21 protein-coding genes are annotated in these 18,418 nt (G+C 69.1%); 9 read left to right on the forward strand and 12 right to left on the reverse strand.

Translation table 11 applies throughout. The features are described 5' to 3' along the window. Positions 1-35 precede the first annotated feature (35 nt). Entirely contained in the window at positions 36-1,466 is a 1,431-nt protein-coding gene (locus tag VHS75_RS08895) for a methyltransferase domain-containing protein (RefSeq protein WP_329638254.1), read from the forward strand. Here the strand turns inward: VHS75_RS08895 and VHS75_RS08900 are convergent. From VHS75_RS08900 to VHS75_RS08915, 4 genes are all read right to left on the reverse strand, one after another. Beyond that, the gene (locus VHS75_RS08900; protein WP_329638255.1) at positions 1,463-2,365 is read right to left on the reverse strand and encodes an Hsp33 family molecular chaperone; all 903 of its coding nucleotides are present in this window, start codon (positions 2,363-2,365) and stop codon (positions 1,463-1,465) included. The two genes, VHS75_RS08895 and VHS75_RS08900, sit on opposite strands and share 4 nt — an antisense overlap. A gap of 40 nt (positions 2,366-2,405) precedes the next feature. Then, positions 2,406-3,341, reverse strand: coding sequence for an ornithine carbamoyltransferase (gene argF, locus VHS75_RS08905; RefSeq protein WP_329638256.1), 936 nt, complete (start codon positions 3,339-3,341; stop codon positions 2,406-2,408). After that, positions 3,338-4,531: an aspartate aminotransferase family protein gene (locus VHS75_RS08910; RefSeq protein WP_329638275.1), complete on the reverse strand. Its 1,194-nt coding sequence runs from the start codon at positions 4,529-4,531 to the stop codon at positions 3,338-3,340. Before VHS75_RS08910 ends, argF begins: the two co-directional genes overlap by 4 nt. A gap of 159 nt (positions 4,532-4,690) precedes the next feature. Further along, positions 4,691-5,509 (reverse strand): ABC transporter permease, encoded by an 819-nt coding sequence (locus VHS75_RS08915; RefSeq protein ID WP_329638257.1) that lies wholly within the window; start codon positions 5,507-5,509, stop codon positions 4,691-4,693. Positions 5,510-5,759: 250 nt separating this feature from the next. Between VHS75_RS08915 and VHS75_RS08920 the strand changes: the two genes are divergently transcribed. The 3 genes from VHS75_RS08920 (at position 5,760) to VHS75_RS08930 (ending at position 8,099) form a co-directional block, all read left to right on the forward strand. After that, on the forward strand, positions 5,760-6,260 hold the full coding sequence (locus tag VHS75_RS08920) for a GcrA family cell cycle regulator (RefSeq protein WP_329638258.1): 501 nt from the start codon (positions 5,760-5,762) through the stop codon (positions 6,258-6,260). A gap of 134 nt (positions 6,261-6,394) precedes the next feature. Beyond that, a complete protein-coding gene (xseA, locus tag VHS75_RS08925) occupies positions 6,395-7,852 on the forward strand; it encodes an exodeoxyribonuclease VII large subunit (protein WP_329638259.1) in 1,458 nt (485 codons plus the stop codon). 28 nt (positions 7,853-7,880) lie between these two features. Beyond that, positions 7,881-8,099 carry a DUF2093 domain-containing protein gene (locus tag VHS75_RS08930; protein WP_329638260.1) on the forward strand — a complete coding sequence of 73 codons (219 nt, stop codon included), beginning with the start codon at positions 7,881-7,883 and terminating at the stop codon, positions 8,097-8,099. Here VHS75_RS08930 and VHS75_RS08935 read toward each other — a convergent pair. Both VHS75_RS08935 and VHS75_RS08940 read right to left on the reverse strand, forming a co-directional pair. Continuing rightward, a complete protein-coding gene (locus tag VHS75_RS08935) occupies positions 8,096-9,007 on the reverse strand; it encodes a lysophospholipid acyltransferase family protein (RefSeq protein ID WP_329638261.1) in 912 nt (303 codons plus the stop codon). The genes VHS75_RS08930 and VHS75_RS08935 overlap by 4 nt on opposite strands. A gap of 47 nt (positions 9,008-9,054) precedes the next feature. Continuing rightward, on the reverse strand, positions 9,055-9,990 hold the full coding sequence (locus tag VHS75_RS08940; RefSeq protein WP_329638262.1) for a lysophospholipid acyltransferase family protein: 936 nt from the start codon (positions 9,988-9,990) through the stop codon (positions 9,055-9,057). Positions 9,991-10,114: 124 nt separating this feature from the next. On the opposite strand from VHS75_RS08940, the gene VHS75_RS08945 reads away from it, so the two are divergent. Together VHS75_RS08945 and hisN are read left to right on the forward strand one after the other, a co-directional pair. Next, the gene (locus VHS75_RS08945) at positions 10,115-10,510 is read left to right on the forward strand and encodes a helix-turn-helix transcriptional regulator (RefSeq protein ID WP_329638263.1); all 396 of its coding nucleotides are present in this window, start codon (positions 10,115-10,117) and stop codon (positions 10,508-10,510) included. 26 nt (positions 10,511-10,536) lie between these two features. Then, complete coding sequence (gene hisN / locus VHS75_RS08950; RefSeq protein ID WP_329638264.1) at positions 10,537-11,364, forward strand: histidinol-phosphatase; 828 nt, start codon at positions 10,537-10,539, stop codon at positions 11,362-11,364. On the opposite strand, the gene VHS75_RS08955 is transcribed toward hisN, so the two are convergent. The 3 genes from VHS75_RS08955 to VHS75_RS08965 form a co-directional block, all read right to left on the reverse strand. Next, positions 11,361-12,911 (reverse strand): alpha/beta hydrolase, encoded by a 1,551-nt coding sequence (locus VHS75_RS08955; RefSeq protein WP_329638265.1) that lies wholly within the window; start codon positions 12,909-12,911, stop codon positions 11,361-11,363. The two genes, hisN and VHS75_RS08955, sit on opposite strands and share 4 nt — an antisense overlap. An 11-nt stretch (positions 12,912-12,922) precedes the next feature. Beyond that, entirely contained in the window at positions 12,923-13,240 is a 318-nt protein-coding gene (locus tag VHS75_RS08960) for an SCP2 sterol-binding domain-containing protein (RefSeq protein WP_329638266.1), read from the reverse strand. Positions 13,241-13,313: 73 nt separating this feature from the next. Then, positions 13,314-14,183: a methyltransferase gene (locus VHS75_RS08965; RefSeq protein WP_329638267.1), complete on the reverse strand. Its 870-nt coding sequence runs from the start codon at positions 14,181-14,183 to the stop codon at positions 13,314-13,316. 235 nt (positions 14,184-14,418) lie between these two features. Between VHS75_RS08965 and VHS75_RS08970 the strand changes: the two genes are divergently transcribed. Further along, positions 14,419-14,871 (forward strand): Hsp20 family protein, encoded by a 453-nt coding sequence (locus tag VHS75_RS08970; protein WP_329638268.1) that lies wholly within the window; start codon positions 14,419-14,421, stop codon positions 14,869-14,871. Positions 14,872-14,942: 71 nt separating this feature from the next. Here VHS75_RS08970 and VHS75_RS08975 read toward each other — a convergent pair whose 3' ends face one another. The 3 genes from VHS75_RS08975 to gpmA form a co-directional block, all read right to left on the reverse strand. Beyond that, positions 14,943-16,199: a pentapeptide repeat-containing protein gene (locus VHS75_RS08975; RefSeq protein WP_329638269.1), complete on the reverse strand. Its 1,257-nt coding sequence runs from the start codon at positions 16,197-16,199 to the stop codon at positions 14,943-14,945. A gap of 77 nt (positions 16,200-16,276) precedes the next feature. Then, positions 16,277-16,714: a deaminase gene (locus VHS75_RS08980; protein WP_329638270.1), complete on the reverse strand. Its 438-nt coding sequence runs from the start codon at positions 16,712-16,714 to the stop codon at positions 16,277-16,279. A 17-nt stretch (positions 16,715-16,731) separates the two neighbouring features. Continuing rightward, positions 16,732-17,442 (reverse strand): 2,3-diphosphoglycerate-dependent phosphoglycerate mutase, encoded by a 711-nt coding sequence (gene gpmA / locus VHS75_RS08985; RefSeq protein ID WP_329638271.1) that lies wholly within the window; start codon positions 17,440-17,442, stop codon positions 16,732-16,734. Between the two features lie 102 nt (positions 17,443-17,544). Here gpmA and VHS75_RS08990 point away from each other — a divergent pair, with 102 nt between their 5' ends. After that, positions 17,545-17,790, forward strand: coding sequence for a hypothetical protein (locus VHS75_RS08990; protein WP_329638272.1), 246 nt, complete (start codon positions 17,545-17,547; stop codon positions 17,788-17,790). 13 nt (positions 17,791-17,803) lie between these two features. Next, positions 17,804-18,418, forward strand: a 615-nt coding sequence (locus VHS75_RS08995; RefSeq protein WP_329638273.1) for an SIS domain-containing protein, incomplete at its 3' end; no start/stop codon positions are given.

Below are 18,418 nucleotides of genomic sequence, written 5' to 3' on the forward strand. Positions count from 1 at the left end.
CCCGCCGTTCCGGCGCGCGCCGCAGAGGTCCCGGTATGCGTTCGTCAGCCCGCCACGCCTATTCCGAGACCGCGCCGGCCGTCGCCGAAACGGCGGAGGTCACCGACCTCGTCCGCCACGGCCTGCGCCGCTTCCAGATGGGCGACTTCGAGCAGGCCGCCCGGATCTTCACCGCCCTGGTGGGCGGCGCGCCGCACCTGGCGCTGTCGTGGAACCACCACGCCATGGCCCTGATCAACCTGGGCCGCCACGAAGACGCCGCGAGCGCGCTGCGCCACTCCGTCGAGATCGACCCCACCCAGGCGCAGGCCTGGAACAGCCTGGCCGCCGCCCTGGCCCAGCTCGGCCAGTTCGCGGAGGCCGAGGCCGCCTGCCGCGCCGCCCTGGCCGTCGGCGGCGAGACCGGCCCGACCTGGCAGATCCTCGCCATGGCGCGCACGGCCCAGGACGACTTCCCCGCCGCCGCCGAAGCCTTCGCCCGCGCCGTGGAGCTCGACGGACCGAGCGCCAGCGGCTGCGCCAACCTGGGCGCGGCCCTGCTGAAATGCGGCCGCTTCGCCGAGGCCGACGCCGCCCTGGCCGACGCCGTGGCCTTCGAGGATTCGACGCCGCCCATCGCCGAAGCCAAGCGGCTGAGCGGCCTGATCGCCTCGGCCCTGGCCGGCGCGCCGGACGCGCCGCAGGACACCCCCGACGACCACTTCAAGACCGCCCTGCTGCTGCTCGACGCCGGTGGCGAGCGGGCCGCCGCTGTGCGGGTGGCCGAGGCCTGGGTCGCGCGCGAGCCGGTCCCCGTGGAGGCCCGGCACCTTCGCGACGCCCTGCTGGCCCGCCCGGTGGACCGCCAGCCGGCGGACATGGTCGCCCAACGCTTCGACGCGGTCGCCGAGGGCTTCGACGAGCATCTGCTGGACAAACTCGGCTACGACGGCCCGGCCCAGCTCACCGTCCTGCTGGCCGCCTGCGGCGAGCCCAAGGGCGCGTTCGATATCCTCGACCTCGGCTGCGGCACAGGCCTCTGCGCCGAGGCCGTGACGCCCTTCGCGCGGCGTCTGGCGGGCGTCGACCTGTCCGGCGGCATGCTGGCCAAGGCCCGCGAGCGCGGCCTCTACCAGAGCCTGGACCAATGCGACCTGAAGGACGCCCTGGCCGCGCCGGGCCAGTGCTGGGACATGATCGTGGCCTTCGACACCTTCCCCTACCTGGGCGCCCTGGAGGAAACGTTCGCCGCGGTCGCCAAGGTGCTGCGTGGTGACGGCTGGTTCGCCTTCTCCACCGAATATGCCGAGGGTGACGGCTTCCTGCTCCGCGGGAACGGCCGGTTCGCCCACAGCCCGGCCTATGTGGCCGGTCTGGCCGCCGGACGCTTCGAGATCGTCAGCCAGCACACCGCCGTGCTGCGCCGCGAAGGCGGCCGTGCGGTGAACGGCGCCTACTACCTGTTGCGCATGCGTTCGGACGCCTAGATGGCGGGCGCCGTCTCCAGCGCGCCCGGCTCCACGGCGTAGGTCCTGGAGCAGTATTCGCAGGTGACGTGGATGCGGCCGTCGTCCTCGACCATCTCGGCGCGTTCTGCCGGTTCGAAGGACTTCAGCACCGTCTCGATCCGCTCCTGCGAGCAGCGGCAGAAGGCGCGCAGCGGCTGCGAGCCGAACACGCGCACGCCATCCTCGTGGAACAGCCGGAACAGCAGGTGCTGCGACGACAGCTCCGGATCGATCAGCTCCTCCTCGCCCACCGTCTCGAAGAAGGCCTGGGTGCGGATCCAGGCCTCGGTCGTGGAGCCGCGCGCATCGTCCTCGGCCACCGACTGGATCAACATGCCGCCGGCGCGCCACAGGCCGTCCGATTGGCCGACCGCCAGGCGAACCCGGGTCGGCGTCTGCTCCGACTGGGCGAAGTACTGCTCGGCGCAGAGCGCCAGGGTCTCGCCCTCGATGGCGGTGACGCCCTGATAGCGGTCCATGTCCGGACCCTGATCGACGGTCATCATGAAATGGCCCGCGCCCAGCAGCGACCTGGCGCCGGGGCGCGCGAACCCGCCGCTGACCGCGGCGACCGCCTCGGCGTCGAAGCCGCAATAGCCGCGCAGGCCGCCGGAGGTGTCGTAGTCGGCGACCACGAAGCGCACCGGGCCGTCGCCACGCGCCTCGATGATCAGCCGGCCGTCGAACTTCAGGTTCGAACCCACCAGGCCGGCCAGCGCACAGGCCTCGCCCAGCAGGTTGGCGACGGCCTCGGGATAGGCGTGGGCGCGCAGGATCTCGTCAATCGCCGGGCCCAGACGCGCCAGGCGCCCCCGCACGGGCTCGCCCTCGATCTGGAAAGCGGTGACCGCGTCGTCGGGTACGGGAGGAGAAGGCATCGCGCCCATATAGGAGCCCAAGGCTGAAATGCGAACGTGGCTAAATCGCCCCGAAGCACCAGGCGAGGATCGACTTCTGGGCGTGGAGGCGGTTCTCGGCCTCGTCCCAGATGAGCGACTTCGGCCCGTCGATCACCTCGTCGGTGACCTCCTCGCCGCGGTGGGCCGGCAGGCAGTGCAGGAAGATCGCGTCGCCCTTGGCCAGGTCCATCAGTTGCTCGTCCACCTGATAGGGCTCCAGCGCATCGATCCGCTCGTCGTGGTCGGTGTCGCCCATGGAGACCCAGGTGTCGGTGATCACCACGTCGGCGCCCTTGACGGCCTCACGCGGGTCGTCGCCGGCCTCGACCATGCCCTGCTCCTGCGCCGCGCGGGCCAGATCGTGCAGGTCGGGGTGATAGATGGCCGGCGAGGCGATCTTCAGCCGGAAGCCCAGCTTCGGCGCGGCGTGGATGAAGCTGGCGCAGACGTTGTTGCCGTCTCCGACGTAGGCCAGCGTCTTGCCCGCCACCGGCCCGCGATGCTCCTCGATGGTCAAGAGGTCCGCCATGATCTGGCAGGGATGGCTCCTGTCGGAGAGCCCGTTGATCACCGGTACGCCCGAGGACAACGCCAGGCGCTCGACGTCCTGATGGTTGTTGGCGCGGATCATCACCGCATCGACCATCCGCGAGAGCACGCGGGCGGTGTCCTCGATCGGCTCGCCGCGGCCGAGCTGCATGTCGACGGCGTTGGAGATGATCACGTCGCCGCCCAGCTGGCGCATGGCCGCGTCGAAGGAGAACCGCGTCCGCGTCGAGTTCTTCTCGAAGATCATCGCCAGCACGCGGCCCTCGCCGACCGCATCCTCGTCGGGCCGGCCCTTCGGCCAGCCGAGGCGCGCGGCCTTGCGCCGCTTGGCGTCCTCCAGGATGGCGCGCAGGTCCGAGCCCTGCAGCTTCCAAAGGTCGAGGAAGTGCCTGGGCGGCTGGCTCACGCGGCCGGCGCCCTGGCTTGGCTTTGGACCTTGGCGCGCGCCGCCTCGCAGGCGCCTTCCAGCTTCCCGATCGCCTCGCTGGCCTCGGCGAGGGTCAGGTTGAGCGGCGGCAGCAGGCGCACGCAGTTGTCGCCGCCGCCGGCGATCAGCAGATGCTGCTCGCGGGCGTGCTGCATGAACTCGCGGTTGGGCGTGTGCAGCTTCAGGCCGATCAGCAGGCCCTTGCCGCGGATCTCCTCGACCACGTCGGGATAGCGTTCGGTGAGGCCGCCGAGCTGCTGCTTGAAGTAGCCCACGAGCTCGCGGACGTGGGCCATCAGTTCCGGCTTCACCAGCTCGGCCACCGAGGCCTCGCCGACCGCCATCGCCAGCGGGTTGCCGCCATAGGTCGAGCCGTGGGAGCCCACGGTCATACCGCGACCGGCTTCCGCCGTGGCCAGGCACGCGCCCACCGGGAAGCCGCCGCCCAGCGCCTTGGCGATGGCCATGATGTCCGGCGCGGCGTCGGCGGCCCACTCATAGGCGAACAGCTTGCCGGTCCGGCCCAGGCCGCACTGGATCTCGTCGTAGATCAAGAGCGTCCCGGTCTCGTCGCAGAGCTTGCGGATGGCGGTGAGGTCCGCTTCCGGCCAGGAACGGGCGCCGCCCTCGCCCTGCACGGGCTCCAGGATGATGGCGGCCGTGGTCGGGCCGACCGCGGCGCACAGCGCGTCCATGTCGCCGAACGGCAGGTGCACGAAGCCCGGCATTGGGGGGCCGAAGCCCTCCAGGTAGCTCGCATTGCCCGAGGCATTTACCGCCGCCAGCGTGCGGCCATGGAAGGAGCCGTCGAAGCCGATGATGTCGATCCGCTCCGGCGCGCCCATCGCCCAGTGGTACTTGCGCGCCGTCTTGATGGCGCACTCGATCGCCTCGGTCCCCGAGTTGGTGAAGAAGACCTCGTCGGCGAAGGACGCGTCGGTCAGGGCCTTGGCGAGCTTCTCCTGGTTCGGGATCGTGAAGATGTTGGAGGTGTGCCAGAGCTTCTCAGCCTGGGCTTTCAGGGCCGCGACCAGGATCGGGTTGGCGTGCCCCAGCGCATTGACCGCGATACCGGCCATGCAGTCGAGATAGGCATCGCCATCGGTGGTGTAGAGGCGCGCGCCCTCGCCTCGCTCGAACGCCAGCGGGGTGCGGCTGTAGACACCCATGATGTGGTCGCTGGGAACGGTCGCGGGAGCTTGGGACGCGGTCTTCTCGGTCACCGGAAGAGCCCTCCAAAACGGAAGCATCCCCGCCGGGTTGCGACGGGGACTGGAAGGCTTGGCGTTCTCGTCTTGTAGCGGCGCGAAGTCAATCGCGAGCGTGTGTCAGGTCTTGATCTTGTAGCCCGTCCTGAACATCCAAAAGCAGGTCCAGCCGGTCGCCAGGACCAGCGCGCCTGTCATCGCCGCCCCCACCGCCAACGAACTTTCCGCCTGACCGATGAAGCCATAGCGGAAGCCGTCGATCAGGTAGAAGAACGGATTGAAGTTGGAGAAGCTGCGGAAGGGCTCGGGCAGCCGGTCGATCGGGTAGAAGGTGCCCGACAGGAAGGTCATCGGCATGATCACGAAGTTGGTCACCGCCGCCATGTGATCGAACTTCTCGGCCCATAGGCCAGCCATGATGCCGATAAAGCCCATGATCAGCGCCGCGCCCAGACCGAAGTAGGCGATCGCCCAGGGTTGGGCCACGGACAGGTGCGCGAACGGCACGATCGCCACGAGGGTGACGGCGCCGACGACGAGGCCCCGGGTCGCAGCCCCAGCGCCGAAGCCGACCAGATGCTCAAAGGGCGATAACGGCGGGGTGATGAAGTCCCCCATCAGGCCGTTGAACTTCGCCTGCAGCAGCGAGGACGAGGAGTTGGCGAAGGCGTTGGAAAGGATCTGCATCATGATCAGGCCGGGCGCCACGAAGGTGCCAAAGGCCACGCCATTGATGCTGCGTCCGCCGCCGACGGCGACCACAAACACGAGCATGTAGAGCAGCGCCGTGACTACCGGGGCCGCAAGGGTCTGCATGCCCACCTTGATGAAGCGGCGCACCTCGCGGACGTAAAGGGTCTTCAACCCCTCCCAGTTGACGCTCGGGTAGTCGCGCGGCTGCGGCGGCAGCACCGCTCCGGTTAGGGCCATGTCCTTCATGCCCCCTCATGTGCGCCGCCCGAAGCCGCCTCGCAAGAGCATGGCGGCGTTGGCCTGTTTCAAACGTCCAAACTGCGACGCAGCGACGCTACATCTAGTTCCTGTGGACGAAAGGTAGGGCGCCTATTGTGGCTCTTAAGGAGTTGTTTACTACTGGTGGTGGTTGGTGAGCAGCAAGATTGCTGGGCGCCACAAGATGTTGAATCCGAACCGCAGGGGTGCGTTTCGGCAACAAGGGCGGGAGGCGAACATGGGCTGGACGGACGAACGCGTCGAACTCCTCAAGAAGCTCTGGCAGGACGGCCTTTCGGCCAGTCAGATCGCCAAGCAACTGGGCGGCGTCACCCGCAACGCGGTGATCGGCAAGGTCCACCGGTTGGGCCTTTCAGGCCGCGCAACGCCCTCGAAGCCGGCGCGCACCACCTTCAAGGCGCCGCGTCCGGCGCGTCCGATCAGCGCCGCGCCGTCGGCTCCGCGCCGCATCGCCGAACCGGTCAGCCACGCGCCGCACCCGACGCCGGTGCGCTATGTGGACGAAGCCCCCGGCACGGCCACCGTCCTGACCCTCGGCGCCCATATGTGCAAGTGGCCGATCGGCGACCCGTCGATGGACAATTTCACCTTCTGCGGCCGCGGCGCCGACGACGGCCCCTACTGCCACGAACACAGCCAGGTCGCCTATCAGCCGGCCCAGGCCAAGAAGCGCTCCGGCGCCGCCGAACTCGCCAGGAGCCTGCGCCGCTACATTTAGTTCACCGAGATCCGTCAAGTGAGGCGGCTTACCAATCCGTTGGGGATGGGGACGCGTTCGGCCCGCGGCGGTTTTCCGCCAGCAGGGCCGGGCGCGTCCTTTTCCTTATCTGAGGGCGCCGCTACGCTCCGCGAATGACCGATGCGGCTCCCGAGTCTGAGGCCGCTCCCACAGAAGACGGCAACGCCAAGCCCTATTCAGTGTCGGAGCTGGCGTTCGCGCTGAAGCGGACGCTGGAGGACGCCTATGGCTTCGTGCGGCTGCGCGGCGAGATCTCCAAGGTCACCCACCATGCGAACGGCCACGTCTATCTGACGCTGAAGGACGAGCGCGCGGCCATCGACGGGGTGGTCTGGAAGGGCCAGGTCCGCGGCCTCGGAATCCGGCCCGAGCAAGGGCTTGAGGTGATCGTCACCGGCAAGATCACCTCCTACCCGGCGGGCTCGCGCTATCAGATCGTCATCGAGACCATGGAGGCCGCTGGCGTGGGCGCCCTCTTGGCGCAGCTCGAGAGGCTGAAGGCCAGGCTGGCGGCCGAGGGCCTGTTCGCGGTGGAGCGCAAACAGCCCCTGCCCTCGATGCCGGCGGTGGTCGGCGTCATCACCAGCCCGACCGGGGCGGTGATCCGCGACATCCTGCACCGCATCCGCGACCGCTGGCCCTGCCGGGTGATCGTCTGGCCGGTGGTGGTGCAGGGCGACTCCGCCGCCGCTCAGGTCGGCGCCGCGATCCGGGGCTTCGAGGCCTTGAGCGAGGGCGGCGCGCTTCCGCGGCCCGACGTGCTGATCGTGGCTCGCGGCGGGGGCTCCGTGGAGGATCTCTGGCCGTTCAACGACGAGGAACTGGCCCGCACGGTGGCGGCCTGCAGCATCCCGCTGATCAGCGCCGTGGGCCACGAGACCGACACCACTCTCATCGATTTCGTCTCCGACCGCCGCGCACCCACGCCGACGGCGGCGGCCGAGATGGCGACGCCGGTCCTGGCCGAGCTGAAAGCGCTGGTGGGCGACCTCGGCGCACGCATGCACCGTTGCGGCGGCCGGACGGTGGAAGACCGCCGCGGGCGGGTCGAAGCCGCCGGACGGGCGCTCACGCGGGTCACCGATCAGGTCGAACTCGCCACCCAGCGGTTCGGGATCGTCTCTGGGCGGCTGGCGGCGGGGTTGGCGAAGAACGCCGCAGCCCATGAGCGCGACCTAGTGCGGGTGGCCTCGCGCCTGTCGCCCCTGCTCCTGCAACGGCCGCAGGCGGTGCAGCGCCAGCGGCTGGAGGGCGTGGCCCTTCGTCTGCAGCCAGGCGTCATGCGCGGCCTGGAGCGGGCTTCCGAGCGGCTGGCGGCGCTGTCCAAGCTCTATGTCTCCGTCGACCCCGACCGGCCGTTGCAGCGCGGCTTCGCCCGGGTCACCCGCGCCGACGGCTCCATCGTCCACGCCGGCGCTATCCTGGCGAGCGGCGAGGAAGTCGCTATCAAGTTCGGCGACCAGATCACCCGCCAGGCGGTGATCGAGGGCGCGGCGGGTGAGCCGGCGGCGGCCAAACCCTTGAAGCCGAAGTCAAAGACCGCGAATTCCGCGCAGGGTGACCTGTTCTGACGCCGGCCGGCGCGCTAAATAGAGCGTCATGAACGCTTTCGACCGCGACTTTTCGGCCTCCGACCTCGCCAAGCTGCACTACGGCGACGGCGACTTCGCCGTGCTGAAACCCGGCCGCTATGTGGTCTGCGCCGTCAGCGGCAAGAAGGTTCCGCTGGAACAGCTGCGCTACTGGTCGGCGCCGCTGCAGGAGGCCTATGCCGGCCCCGCCGAGGCCCTGCAGCGCTGGCGCGAGACCAACGGCTAGGCCGCGCGCTTGTAGGTCTCCTTCGGCCAGCGCTTGTGGACCCAGAACCACTCGGTGGGCCGGGCCAGCACCCGCTCCTCGATGAAGGCGTTGATGCGCCGCACGCCGGTTTCGATGTCGGCCTCGCTGTCGCCGGTGTCCTCCAGCAAGAACGGCTCGTGCACGATCACCCGGAAGCGGGCCTTGTGGATCCGCTGCACGCTCATGGGCTGGATCGGGATGCCGAACCGGAGGGCGAAGCTTGAAGGTCCAGGCGCCGTGTGCGCCATGACCCCGAACAGAGGCGCGGCCACACCGCCGTTGAACTTCTGATCGTTCATCAGCGCCACGGATTCGCCGCGCCCCAGGGCTTGCAGGAGCGTCCGCGCGCCCGCCAATCCCTTAGGCGCGAACAGCCGGACGCCGTAGCGCCAGCGGCTCTCCCGGAAACGCTCGTCCACATAGGGGTTGTTCATGGCCCGGTAGGTGATCTGGGAGGTCACGCCGGAATGGACGATCACCGCCGACATGATCTCGAAGGACGAGAAATGTCCTGAGATGAACACGACGGGCTGGCCAGCCGCGATCTCGGACAGGCGCTCGGCGCCCACCACTTCGACCCGGGCGGGATCGGCGATAATGCGGTCCAGGGTCGGGAACTCCGCGATCCAACGGCCGGTCTCCTCCCACTGGGCGCGCAGCAGCGCCGCCAATTCCGCCGGCGTCGCGTCGGGGAATACGATCCTGAGGTTGGTTCGCGCCGTGCGGTGCGGCCCCGTCAGCGGCCCCAGGTTTCGGAACAGCCAGGCCCCGAAGTCGGACACGGCGTCGATGGGAAACAAACGGGCCAGAAATTGCGCGAAATCGTAAGCCCAGGCTTCAAAGCGCCATTGGATGTTCTGTCGCGTCGGCGGTGGGGCTTGTGTCATGTCCCATTACTAAGGGGTCGACTTCTAGACATTAGCAACGCGCGAATTCAGCGCAGGGCGGCGAGCGCCCGGGATTTCTTCATATAGGTTTCTTTGGGCCAGCGTTTGTGGACCCAGAACCACTCGGTGGGCCGGGCCAGCACACGCTCTTCCATGAAGGCGTTGATGCGGTGGACGCCTGTCACGATGTCGGCTTCTCGGTCGCCGGTGTCTTCCAGCCGGAACGGCTCGTGCACGATCACCTTGAAGCGGGCCTTGTCGATGCGCTGTACGCTCATCGGCTGGATCGGCACATGACACCGCAGGGCGTAGGTCGAGGGTCCGGGCGCGGTGCGGGCCATCTTGCCGAAGAACGGCGCGGCGATCCCGCCGTTGAATTTCTGGTCATTCAGCAGGGCGACGGACTCGCCGCGGGCGAGCGCGCGGAACAGCTCGCGGGCGCCGCTTGTGCCCTTGGGCGCGAACAGCTTGACGCCGTAGCGGCGGCGATTGGCGACGATGCGGGCATCCACATAGGGATTGTTGGTGGCCCTATAGGTGATCTGGCACTGGACGCCGGCCCGCACGATGGCCAGCGCCATGACGTCGAAGTTGGAGAAGTGGCCGCTGATCAACACGGCCGGTCCTTCGCCGCGCGCCAGGGCCGTCAGGTGCTCAAGGCCTTCGACCTGGACGCGCTCCGGCTCCTCGGCAATCCGGTCGAGGATCAGGAATTCAGCCACCCATCTGCCCGTTTCGTCCCACTGGGCGCGCAGCATCTTTCGGATGTCCGCGTCGGACGCTGTTGGGAAGACGATCCGCAGATTGGTTTCCGCCACATGGTGCGCGCTGGTTAACGGACCCACGGTGCGGAACAGCCGTGCGCCGAAATCCGAAACAGTGTCCACAGGGCACAGTCGGGCTAAAAACCGTGCAAAATCATATAGCCAAGCTTCGATATGCCACAGAAGCGTCCGTCGCCAGGGAACCCGAGATTCTGTCATGCATCTTTACTAAGGCTGGCTCCGTAACCTTAGCAACGCGCGCATTTGGCGCGGGGCTTGCGGCGGACCCCGCGTGCCGTCCCGGTCTGGGACAAAGGGGTTTGAGGAGGATGGGCGTCGCGTCATGATGGACTTGATCGATATTCATCTGGGTCGTCGGCTTCGCCGTCGCCGCCGGATTCTGGGTCTGACCCAGCAGCAGCTCGCCGGCGCTTGCGGCGTGCGCTTCCAGCAGATCCAGAAGTACGAGTGCGCGGCCAACCGCATGTCGGCGGCCCGCCTCTGGCAACTGGCTGAGGTGCTCGAAGTACCGGTCAGCTACTTCTATGAAGGCCTTGGCCAGGAATCCCTTGTCGAAAGGGAACCCGAGCCCCCGGAGCCCCATCAGGGCAAGGAGACCAAGGATCTGATCCAGGCCTTCTACGCCCTGAGCGAACGCCCCCGCCAACGTCTGCTGGACCTCGCAAAGTCCCTGAATGAGACCGATCCCGACGTCACGCCGGGGCACGCGTTTCCCTGAGCCGCGCCAGGGGGTAAAGCGGTCGCATGACCGCCCAGACCCCCGACCGACTCCCCTCCGAAAAGATCGTTGAGCTCGACGACTTCCTGGTCGAGCTCAACCGGGCGGCCGGCGGCGCAATCCTGCCGCTGTTCCGCGCGGACCACGGCCTGGTCGACAAGGGCGGTGCCAAGGGCTTCGACCCGGTCACCGAAGCCGACAAGGGCGCCGAGCGCGCCATCCGCGCCCTGATCGAGGCGCGCTATCCCGACCACGGGGTCATTGGCGAAGAATATGGCGAGGACCGGCCCGACGCCGAGTTCGTCTGGGTCCTGGACCCCGTCGATGGCACGCGGGCGTTTATTGCCGGTCTGCCCGTCTGGACGACGCTGATCGGATTGCGCCACAACGGAACGCCGGTGCTGGGCTCCATCGGCCAGCCCTACATCGGCGAGCTGTTCATCGGCCACGCCGGCGGATCGCGATTGGAAACCCGGGGCCAGAGCCGTCCGCTGAAGGTCCGGCCCTGCCCGGGGCTCTCCGGCGCGATCATCGCTACCACCGACCCGGTTATCTTCGAAGGCGCCGAACGCGAGGCCTGGCGCGCGGTGCGGGCGGCGGCGCGGCTGGCGCGGCTGGGCTGCGACGCCTACGCCTACGCCATGGTCGCGGCAGGGACGCTCGACCTGGTAGTCGAGACCGGCCTGAAGGCCTGGGACATCGACGCCGCGATCCCGGTGATCGCCGGCGCGGGCGGGATCACCACCGACTGGGACGGCCAGCCGGTGGGCGCCCACGGCGGGCGGGTCGCCATCGCGGGCGACCGCGCCTGCCTGGATGCGGCGTTGGCCGTCCTGCGGACGGCCGCCGCCTAAGCCTTGTTCGGCGCAGGCTTCGCCGCCGCCGGCTTCCTGGCCGCGGGTTTCTTAGCCGCCGCAGGCTTCTTGGCCGCAGCCGGCTTGGCCGTGGTCGGCGCCTTGGCGGCCGCAGGCTTGACGGCCGGCTTCTTCGCCGCCGGCTTCTTGGCCGCAGCGGGTTTCTTGGCTGCGGCGGGCTTCTTGGCCGCCGCCGGCTTAGCCACGGGTTTCGCGGCAGGCTTCTTCACCGCCGGGGCTTTCGCCACAGCCGGCTTGGCCGCGGCCTTGGCGGGAGCCTTCTTGGCCACCGGCTTTTTGGCGGGCGCCTTCTTGGCCGCGGCCGGCTTGGCTGCGGCCTTCGCGGGAGCCGGAGCCTTGGCCGCGGCCGGCGCCTTCACCGCCGCGGGCTTGGCGGCCGACTTTTTCGCCGCCGGTTTCTTGGCCGCGGCTTTCTTCGTTGCCGGCTTCTTGGCGCCGGCAGGTTTGACCACGACCGGCTTGGCGCCGACGGACGCAGCGGGCTTCGGCGTCGGCGCGGCGGCGGCCGGAGCCGGCGCGGGTGTCGGCGCAGGCGCAGGGGTGGATTTCGGCGGCTCGGCGGGCGTCGGGGCGACACGGCCGGTGAGCGCGTCAAGCGCCCTCAGGAAGATGTTACGCATCGGGTCGGTCTCCATCAGGATTTCGTGGAAGGCGCCGGGGACGTTGATGAACTTTCCCTGCGGCAGGTGGCGGGCGGCGGCGGCCTGGGCCGCGTTGTCGACAAGCTGGTCGGCTTCAGCAGATACAATGACCACCGGCACAGTGACGTTCCGCAGGGCGTCAGGCCGGGCGAGGTAGGCGGTGGCGCGCAGGCTGAAATCGACCCAGCCCCAGGTCGGACCGCCGAGCGCCAGTTTCGGCTCCGCGGCGACCAGCCCCCAGGCGCGCGCATAGCGCACCGGGTCGTGCGTCAGGGCGTTCCCGTCGAACGGCGCGTCGAAGGGCGCGCCTGGCCCGGCGACGGTGTACCGCCCGCCCTGGCCGAGCGCGATGTTGAGTCCGGTCAGGAACTTGGAGACCAGCATCGGGAACGGGGTGCGCAGACCCAGCATGGGCGCCGAAAGGATCGCGCCCGCGAACCGGGTCTCCCCCTGCGCCATGGCCAGGAGCGCCAGGCCACCGCCCATGGAGTGGGCCACCGCGACCCAGGGCTTCGGCAGCCGATCGGCGTAGGCGCCCAACAGGGCGCGGAAGTCGTCGAGGTAGGCCTTGTAGCCCTTGGCGTGGCCCTTCAGCGGGTCGGCCAGATCGCGCTGAGACAGCCCCTGCCCGCGCCAGTCGTGGGCCAGGACCACGAAGCCGCGATCCAGGCATTCGCCGATGAACTCGTAGTACTTCTCGATCACCTCGGTGCGACCGCCCGACAGGATGATCGAGCCGCGCACGCGGCTTCCCTTCGCCAGGTTCGGGGGCGTGAACAGCGCCGCGCGCAGCTTCGCCCCGCCCGCGCCGGCGAACCACGAGGCTTCACCGCCGGGCGGAGCCTTGGCGTCGGCGGTCTCGATCAGGGGCGCCGGGTCGAGCATCTGAGCAGGTCTTACGCGGCCTTGGAGAACAGGGATTGAATCGTCGGCTGCAAACGCATGGCGAGCCCCATATCCGACAGTCTGAGGCGCCCGGTCATCATCGCCCGCGTCGGATCGAGCTCGCCCTTGCCGAGCGCGGCCAGATCCTTCAGCGCCACGGTCACCACCAGGTCGGCGGGCAGGTCGTCGTTGGTCACGGCCGCGCCGTCGATGTGGATCACGCCCTCGCCTTTGAGGTCGAGTTTGATGGACGAAACCAGGCCCGCGGGGCCGGCCTCGGACGCCGCGGCGCGGCGGATCCGATCGGTCAGCTCCTCAAGCGTCGCCATGCGCGAACTCCCAGCCTCCGACTGTTTCAACTGCGACGCAGACCTTCGCTTCAGACGTGTGCGAAGTAAACCGTCACGCGTGCGCCGCGACAGGCTTGATGAGTTTCAGGGTCATCCGGTCGCTCTCGCCGATGGCGTCGTATGGCGTGTGATCGAACTTGGAATCTGGCGGTTGGCCTATGGGCGACGAGCGGCGCACCGGCGGCAGGGTCCAGACGCCGAACGGGTGGTCGTGATGGTCCTTGGGATTGGCGTTGATCTCGCTGGCCGCAGCCAGCTCGAAGCCCACCTCCTTGGCCAGCTGGATCGCATAGGCCTGGGGCACGTAGCCGGAGCTGGCCATAACATCGGGCGTCGCCGCCGGGTCGGCGCGATGCTCCTCAATGCCTAAGACGCCACCGGGCTTGAGCGCGGTGAAGGCGTCGCGGAACGCCTTCTCCGCGAGACCCGCCGCCATCCAGTCGTGCAGGTTGCGCAGGAACAGGACCAGGTCCGCCGTCCCGGCCGGCGCCACAGCGCCACTGCCCGGGCCAAACGCCGCGAAGCTCACCTTGCCGTAGAGCCCGGGACTGGCTTCCAGACGGCGGCGGTAGGCCTGCACCATGGCCTGACCATCGGGATCGGCGGGGGTCAGATCGGCGGCGATGAACCTGCCGCCCGTCGCCGTCACATAGGGCGCGACGATGTCGGTGTACCAGCCGGCGCCGGGCCAGAACTCGACCACCGTCTGGCGCGGTTGCAGCCCCCAGAATTTCAACGACTCGACCGGGTGTCGGAATGCGTCCCGCGCGCGGTCGGCAGGGGTGCGCCAGGCGCCGGCCACTGCAGCCTCGATGGTCGCGGGCGGGGCCGCGCCCTTTGGCCGACCGGCCGAGCAGCCGGCAAGCGCCATCGCGCCCAGCACGACGCCTCGCCGCGAAACGGAAATGCCGGAATACGCCATCGGACCTCGCCACGCCCCCCAGCGTCGCTTCGACCTAGGCCTACCGCGCAGGCGCCCCAGGGTCAAAGACGCACAGCAACCCAACTCCGTGGCGCAAGACCTTGAACCGGAAAATCGCGCGCCTACCTCATCGCCCGAAGGCGCCGGATGTCTGGGCCTTCTGGGCGCCGCGAGGCCTTCTGGCTCGCAGACCCATCTGAACCGCAACCTTGCTTAGACAAGAAGGATGTGACGCATGCGAACGATCGATTTTTCCCCCCTGTACCGCTCTGTCGTCGGCTTCGACCGCCTGGCCGACCTGTTGGACAACGCCGCCGCTGACGGCGCCACGGGCTATCCGCCCTACAACATCGAGCGCACTGACGAGAACGCCTATCGCGTCGAGATCGCGGTGGCCGGCTTCCGTCCGGAAGAACTCTCCATCGAGGTCAAGGAAAACCTCCTTACCGTGACCGGCCGCAAGGTCGCCAATGACGAGCCGCGCCGCTTCCTGCACCGCGGCTTGGCCGAGCGGAACTTTGAGCGCAAGTTCCAGCTCGCGGACTATGTGGTGGTGACCGAGGCCGCCCTGGCCGATGGCCTGCTGTCCATCGCCCTGAAGCGCGAACTGCCCGAAGCACTGAAGCCCCGCCGCGTTGAGATCAACGTCGGCCAGCCCAGCCTGATCGAAGGCGAAAAGGCGGCGTAGCCCACCGCACGGAATGAACGAGGCGGCGCGAGTGATCGCGCCGCCTTTTTCGTGGGCGCCGCCCGGGATCGCTAGAGCGTGTCGTCGAGGCCGCGGGCGCCGTGCCGGGAGACGCCGTTGAAGTTCGCCTGGCGCAACAGAGCTCCGGTGAAGTTGGCGCGGGAGACATCGGCGTCGATGAACAGCGCCTGGCGCACATCGGCGCCGGTGAGGTCCGAACCCTTCAGCTCGGCGCGGCGCATGTCGCAGGCAAGCACGCGGTCGGCGCCCAGCAGCAGCGGACCCATCTGCGCCTCGCGCAGGTCGGAGCCGGAAAGCTTGGCGTCGGCGAGCTTGGCGCCGCGCAGATCGGCGCGGCGAAGATTGCAATTGCGCAGGTCCGCGCCCTCGAGATGCGCGCCCTGTAGCTGAACGCCCTCCATGTCGAGGCCGTAGAACACCGCGCCCTTGGCCGAGAGCGCCGTGAGGTTGTAGCCGCGCACCGTCTCCAGCGCGCGCAGGTCGGCGTTGTCGAACACCGAGGGCGCGCCGTGCAGGCCGCCGGTTTCGCACCACCGGGCGTGATCCTGGATCATGGTCTTGTAGGGCAGGCTGGAGGCGGCGATCCCCGCCGGCTTGTCGGTCAGGGCGCCGGTCATGTTGGCGTTGGAGACGTTCCACTGCAGGGTCTTGGCGCCTACCAGCACCGCGTCGCGCAGGTCGGCGCCGCCCAGGTCCGCGCCCGACAGGTCGGCGCCAGAGAGGTTGCAGCCCTTCAGGGTCGCCTGCTTCAGGTTGGCGCGCACCAGGCGGGCGTCCTTCAGGATGGCGTCGGTGAAGTCGGCCTTCACGGCGATGACGCCGGAGAGCTTGGAGCGTTCGAGATTGGCGCCCACCAGCTTGGCGCCCTGGGCGTCGCCGACGCGGCTCGCGCCGCCGGCTTCGATGCGGCGGAAGCCGAACTTGGGATCGGCCGCGGCCAGGATGCCCTCGCGCAGGTCGGCCTCGAACATGTCGGCGCCGGTGAGGTCGGCGTTGCGCAGGCAGGCGCCGCGCAGGTCGGCCCGCCGCAGCGAGGCGCCGCGAAGGTCCGCGGACTGCAGATCGGCGCCGAACAGGGTCGCGTGGTCGAGCCGCGCGGCCGCCAGCAGGCAACCCGCCATCACCGCGCCGGAGAAGTCGGCGTCGCAGAGGTTCTTGCCGGACAGGTCGATGCCGGACAGGTCCATCCAGGCGAACACAGCGCGCGCGCCGCCGGGCTTGGAGCTCCACAGCCGGTCATGCCGGGCGCAGATCTGATCGGCTTCCGCCTGCGTGATCCGGCGCGCGACATTGGGGGATTCAGACATGCAGCTCGCCGGACAAACGGAATGGTTACCCGATCCTAGACGCGGATGATTAACGCCCCATTTCCAATCCCTTAGCGCTAAGGTTGTGGTCGGTAGCCGCGATAGAGCGCCGCGGCCTCTTCCGTGCCCACGCCCAGGTTGACGGCGATGCCTGCCTGCGCCAGTCGATCGAGGCCTCGCCCCGACGCAAGAGCCGAGGAATCGGCGCAGGCGACGACCACCCGGGCGACGCCCGCGCGTGCCAGACGCTCGCCGCAGGACGCCGCGCCGGATGAGCGTTCACCGCAGGGTTCCAGGGTGACGTAGGCCGTCGCGCCGGCGGCGGCAGGCCCCGCGGCGTCCAGGGCGATCTCCTCGGCGTGTGGCCGTCCGCCCTCGGCCGTCGCGCCCTCGCCCACCACGCCGCCGTCCTTGACCAGGACGCAGCCTACCGACGGGTTGTCGCCGGTCTTGCCGACATTGGCGCGCGCCAACTCAATCGCGCGGCCCATCCAGACTTCGTCGGCGGCGGCCATGGATGCAGTTCTTTCGGCTAGTTTCTCGGCAAGGGCTGGGCGCGCGCCTCGTCCAGGTAGCGGGCGCTGATCGGTTTCAGAGCGCCGTCGAGTTCGATGAGCAGCGGATTGCCGGTGGGGATTTCTACGCCGACGATCGCCTCGCCGCTCAGGCCCCACAGCAGCTTCACGATGGCGCGCAGGGAATTGCCGTGGGCGGCGACCAGCAAGGTCTCGCCGGCCGCCAGCTTCGGCGCGACCTCAGCCTCCCAATAGGGCTGCACGCGGAAGAGCGTGGTTTCGAGGCTCTCGGTGTCGGGCAGCACCGCGCCGGCGTAGCGGCGGTCCTTGGCGAAATCGAACTCGCCGCCGGGCGCCAGCGGCGGCGGCGGCACATCGTAAGAGCGCCGCCAGATCTTCACCTGGTCTTCGCCGTGCGTGGCGGCGGTCTCGGCCTTGTTCAGGCCCGTCAGGCCGCCATAGTGGCGCTCGTTCAACCGCCAGTCCTTCACCTCCGGCACGAAGGTCTGTTTGGCGGCGGCCAGCGCCAGCCAGGAGGTGCGGATCGCCCGGGTCAGCACCGAGGTGTAGCAGCGATCGATGGCGATCCCGGCGGCGGCGATCAGCTCGCCGCCCTTCCGGGCTTGGGCCTCGCCCTCAGCGGTCAGGTCGACGTCCACCCAGCCGGTGAAGCGGTCCTCCAGGTTCCACTGGCTCTGGCCATGGCGCAGCAGGATCAGGGTGGGCAAGGGCTTAAGCTCCGCAGGCTACCGGTAGATGGGCTTTCTATCCGCTGGGCGGGCCGACGCAACGGTTGGTCCGACGCGGACGAAGCGGCTATAGAGCCTGGCATGTTCGACCGTCTCTACCTGCCCGCCCTGGCGCTCGCCGCCATTGCCGCGGTGGCCTTCGCCAGCATCTGGCCACAGGGCCTGGGCGACCGCTCGCCCGCGCCGTTCGGCTACATGCCCATCCAGCGCACGCCGGCCATGCAGGCGGCCATGCAGCGCGAAGCCCTGGCGGCACAGCGGCGCGGCAATCAGCAGAAGGCCGCCGTGCGGGACATGCAGACCCAGGCGCTCGCACCCTCTCAATGAGAAATTCCGGACAATGACGGATTTCGACGCCATCGCGGTCGGCCGCCGGGTGCTGGCCGCCGAAGCCGACGCGCTTGGGCAACTGGGCGCAGACCTCGACAAAGCCTTCGCCCGCGCGGTCGAGACGCTGTTCGACGCCCAGACCGGCGACAAGGCTGGCCGCATCGTGCTGACCGGCATCGGCAAATCCGGCCATGTGGCGCGCAAGATCGCAGCGACGCTGGCCTCCACCGGCTCGGTCGCCATGTTCGTCCACGCCACCGAGGCCAGCCACGGCGACCTGGGCATGATCGGCGCCGACGACGTGATCCTGGCGCTCTCCAAGACCGGCGAGACCCGCGAACTGGCCGACGTAATCGCCTATGCGGTGCGTTTCTCGATCCCGCTGATCGCCATCACAGCAGTGGCCGACAGCGCCCTGGGCCGCGCCGCCGACATCGTGCTGCGCATCCCCGACGCGCCGGAGGCCGCCGACCAGTTGAACGCGCCAACCACCTCGACCACCCTGCAGATGGCCTTGGGCGACGCCCTTGCCGTGGCGCTGCTGGAGCTGCGCGGGTTCAAGCCGCAGGACTTCAGCGTCTTCCATCCCGGTGGCAAGCTCGGCGCTATGCTGAAGACAGTCGGC

The organism is Phenylobacterium sp., from assembly GCF_036264965.1.
Classification (GTDB): Bacteria; Pseudomonadota; Alphaproteobacteria; order Caulobacterales; family Caulobacteraceae; genus Phenylobacterium.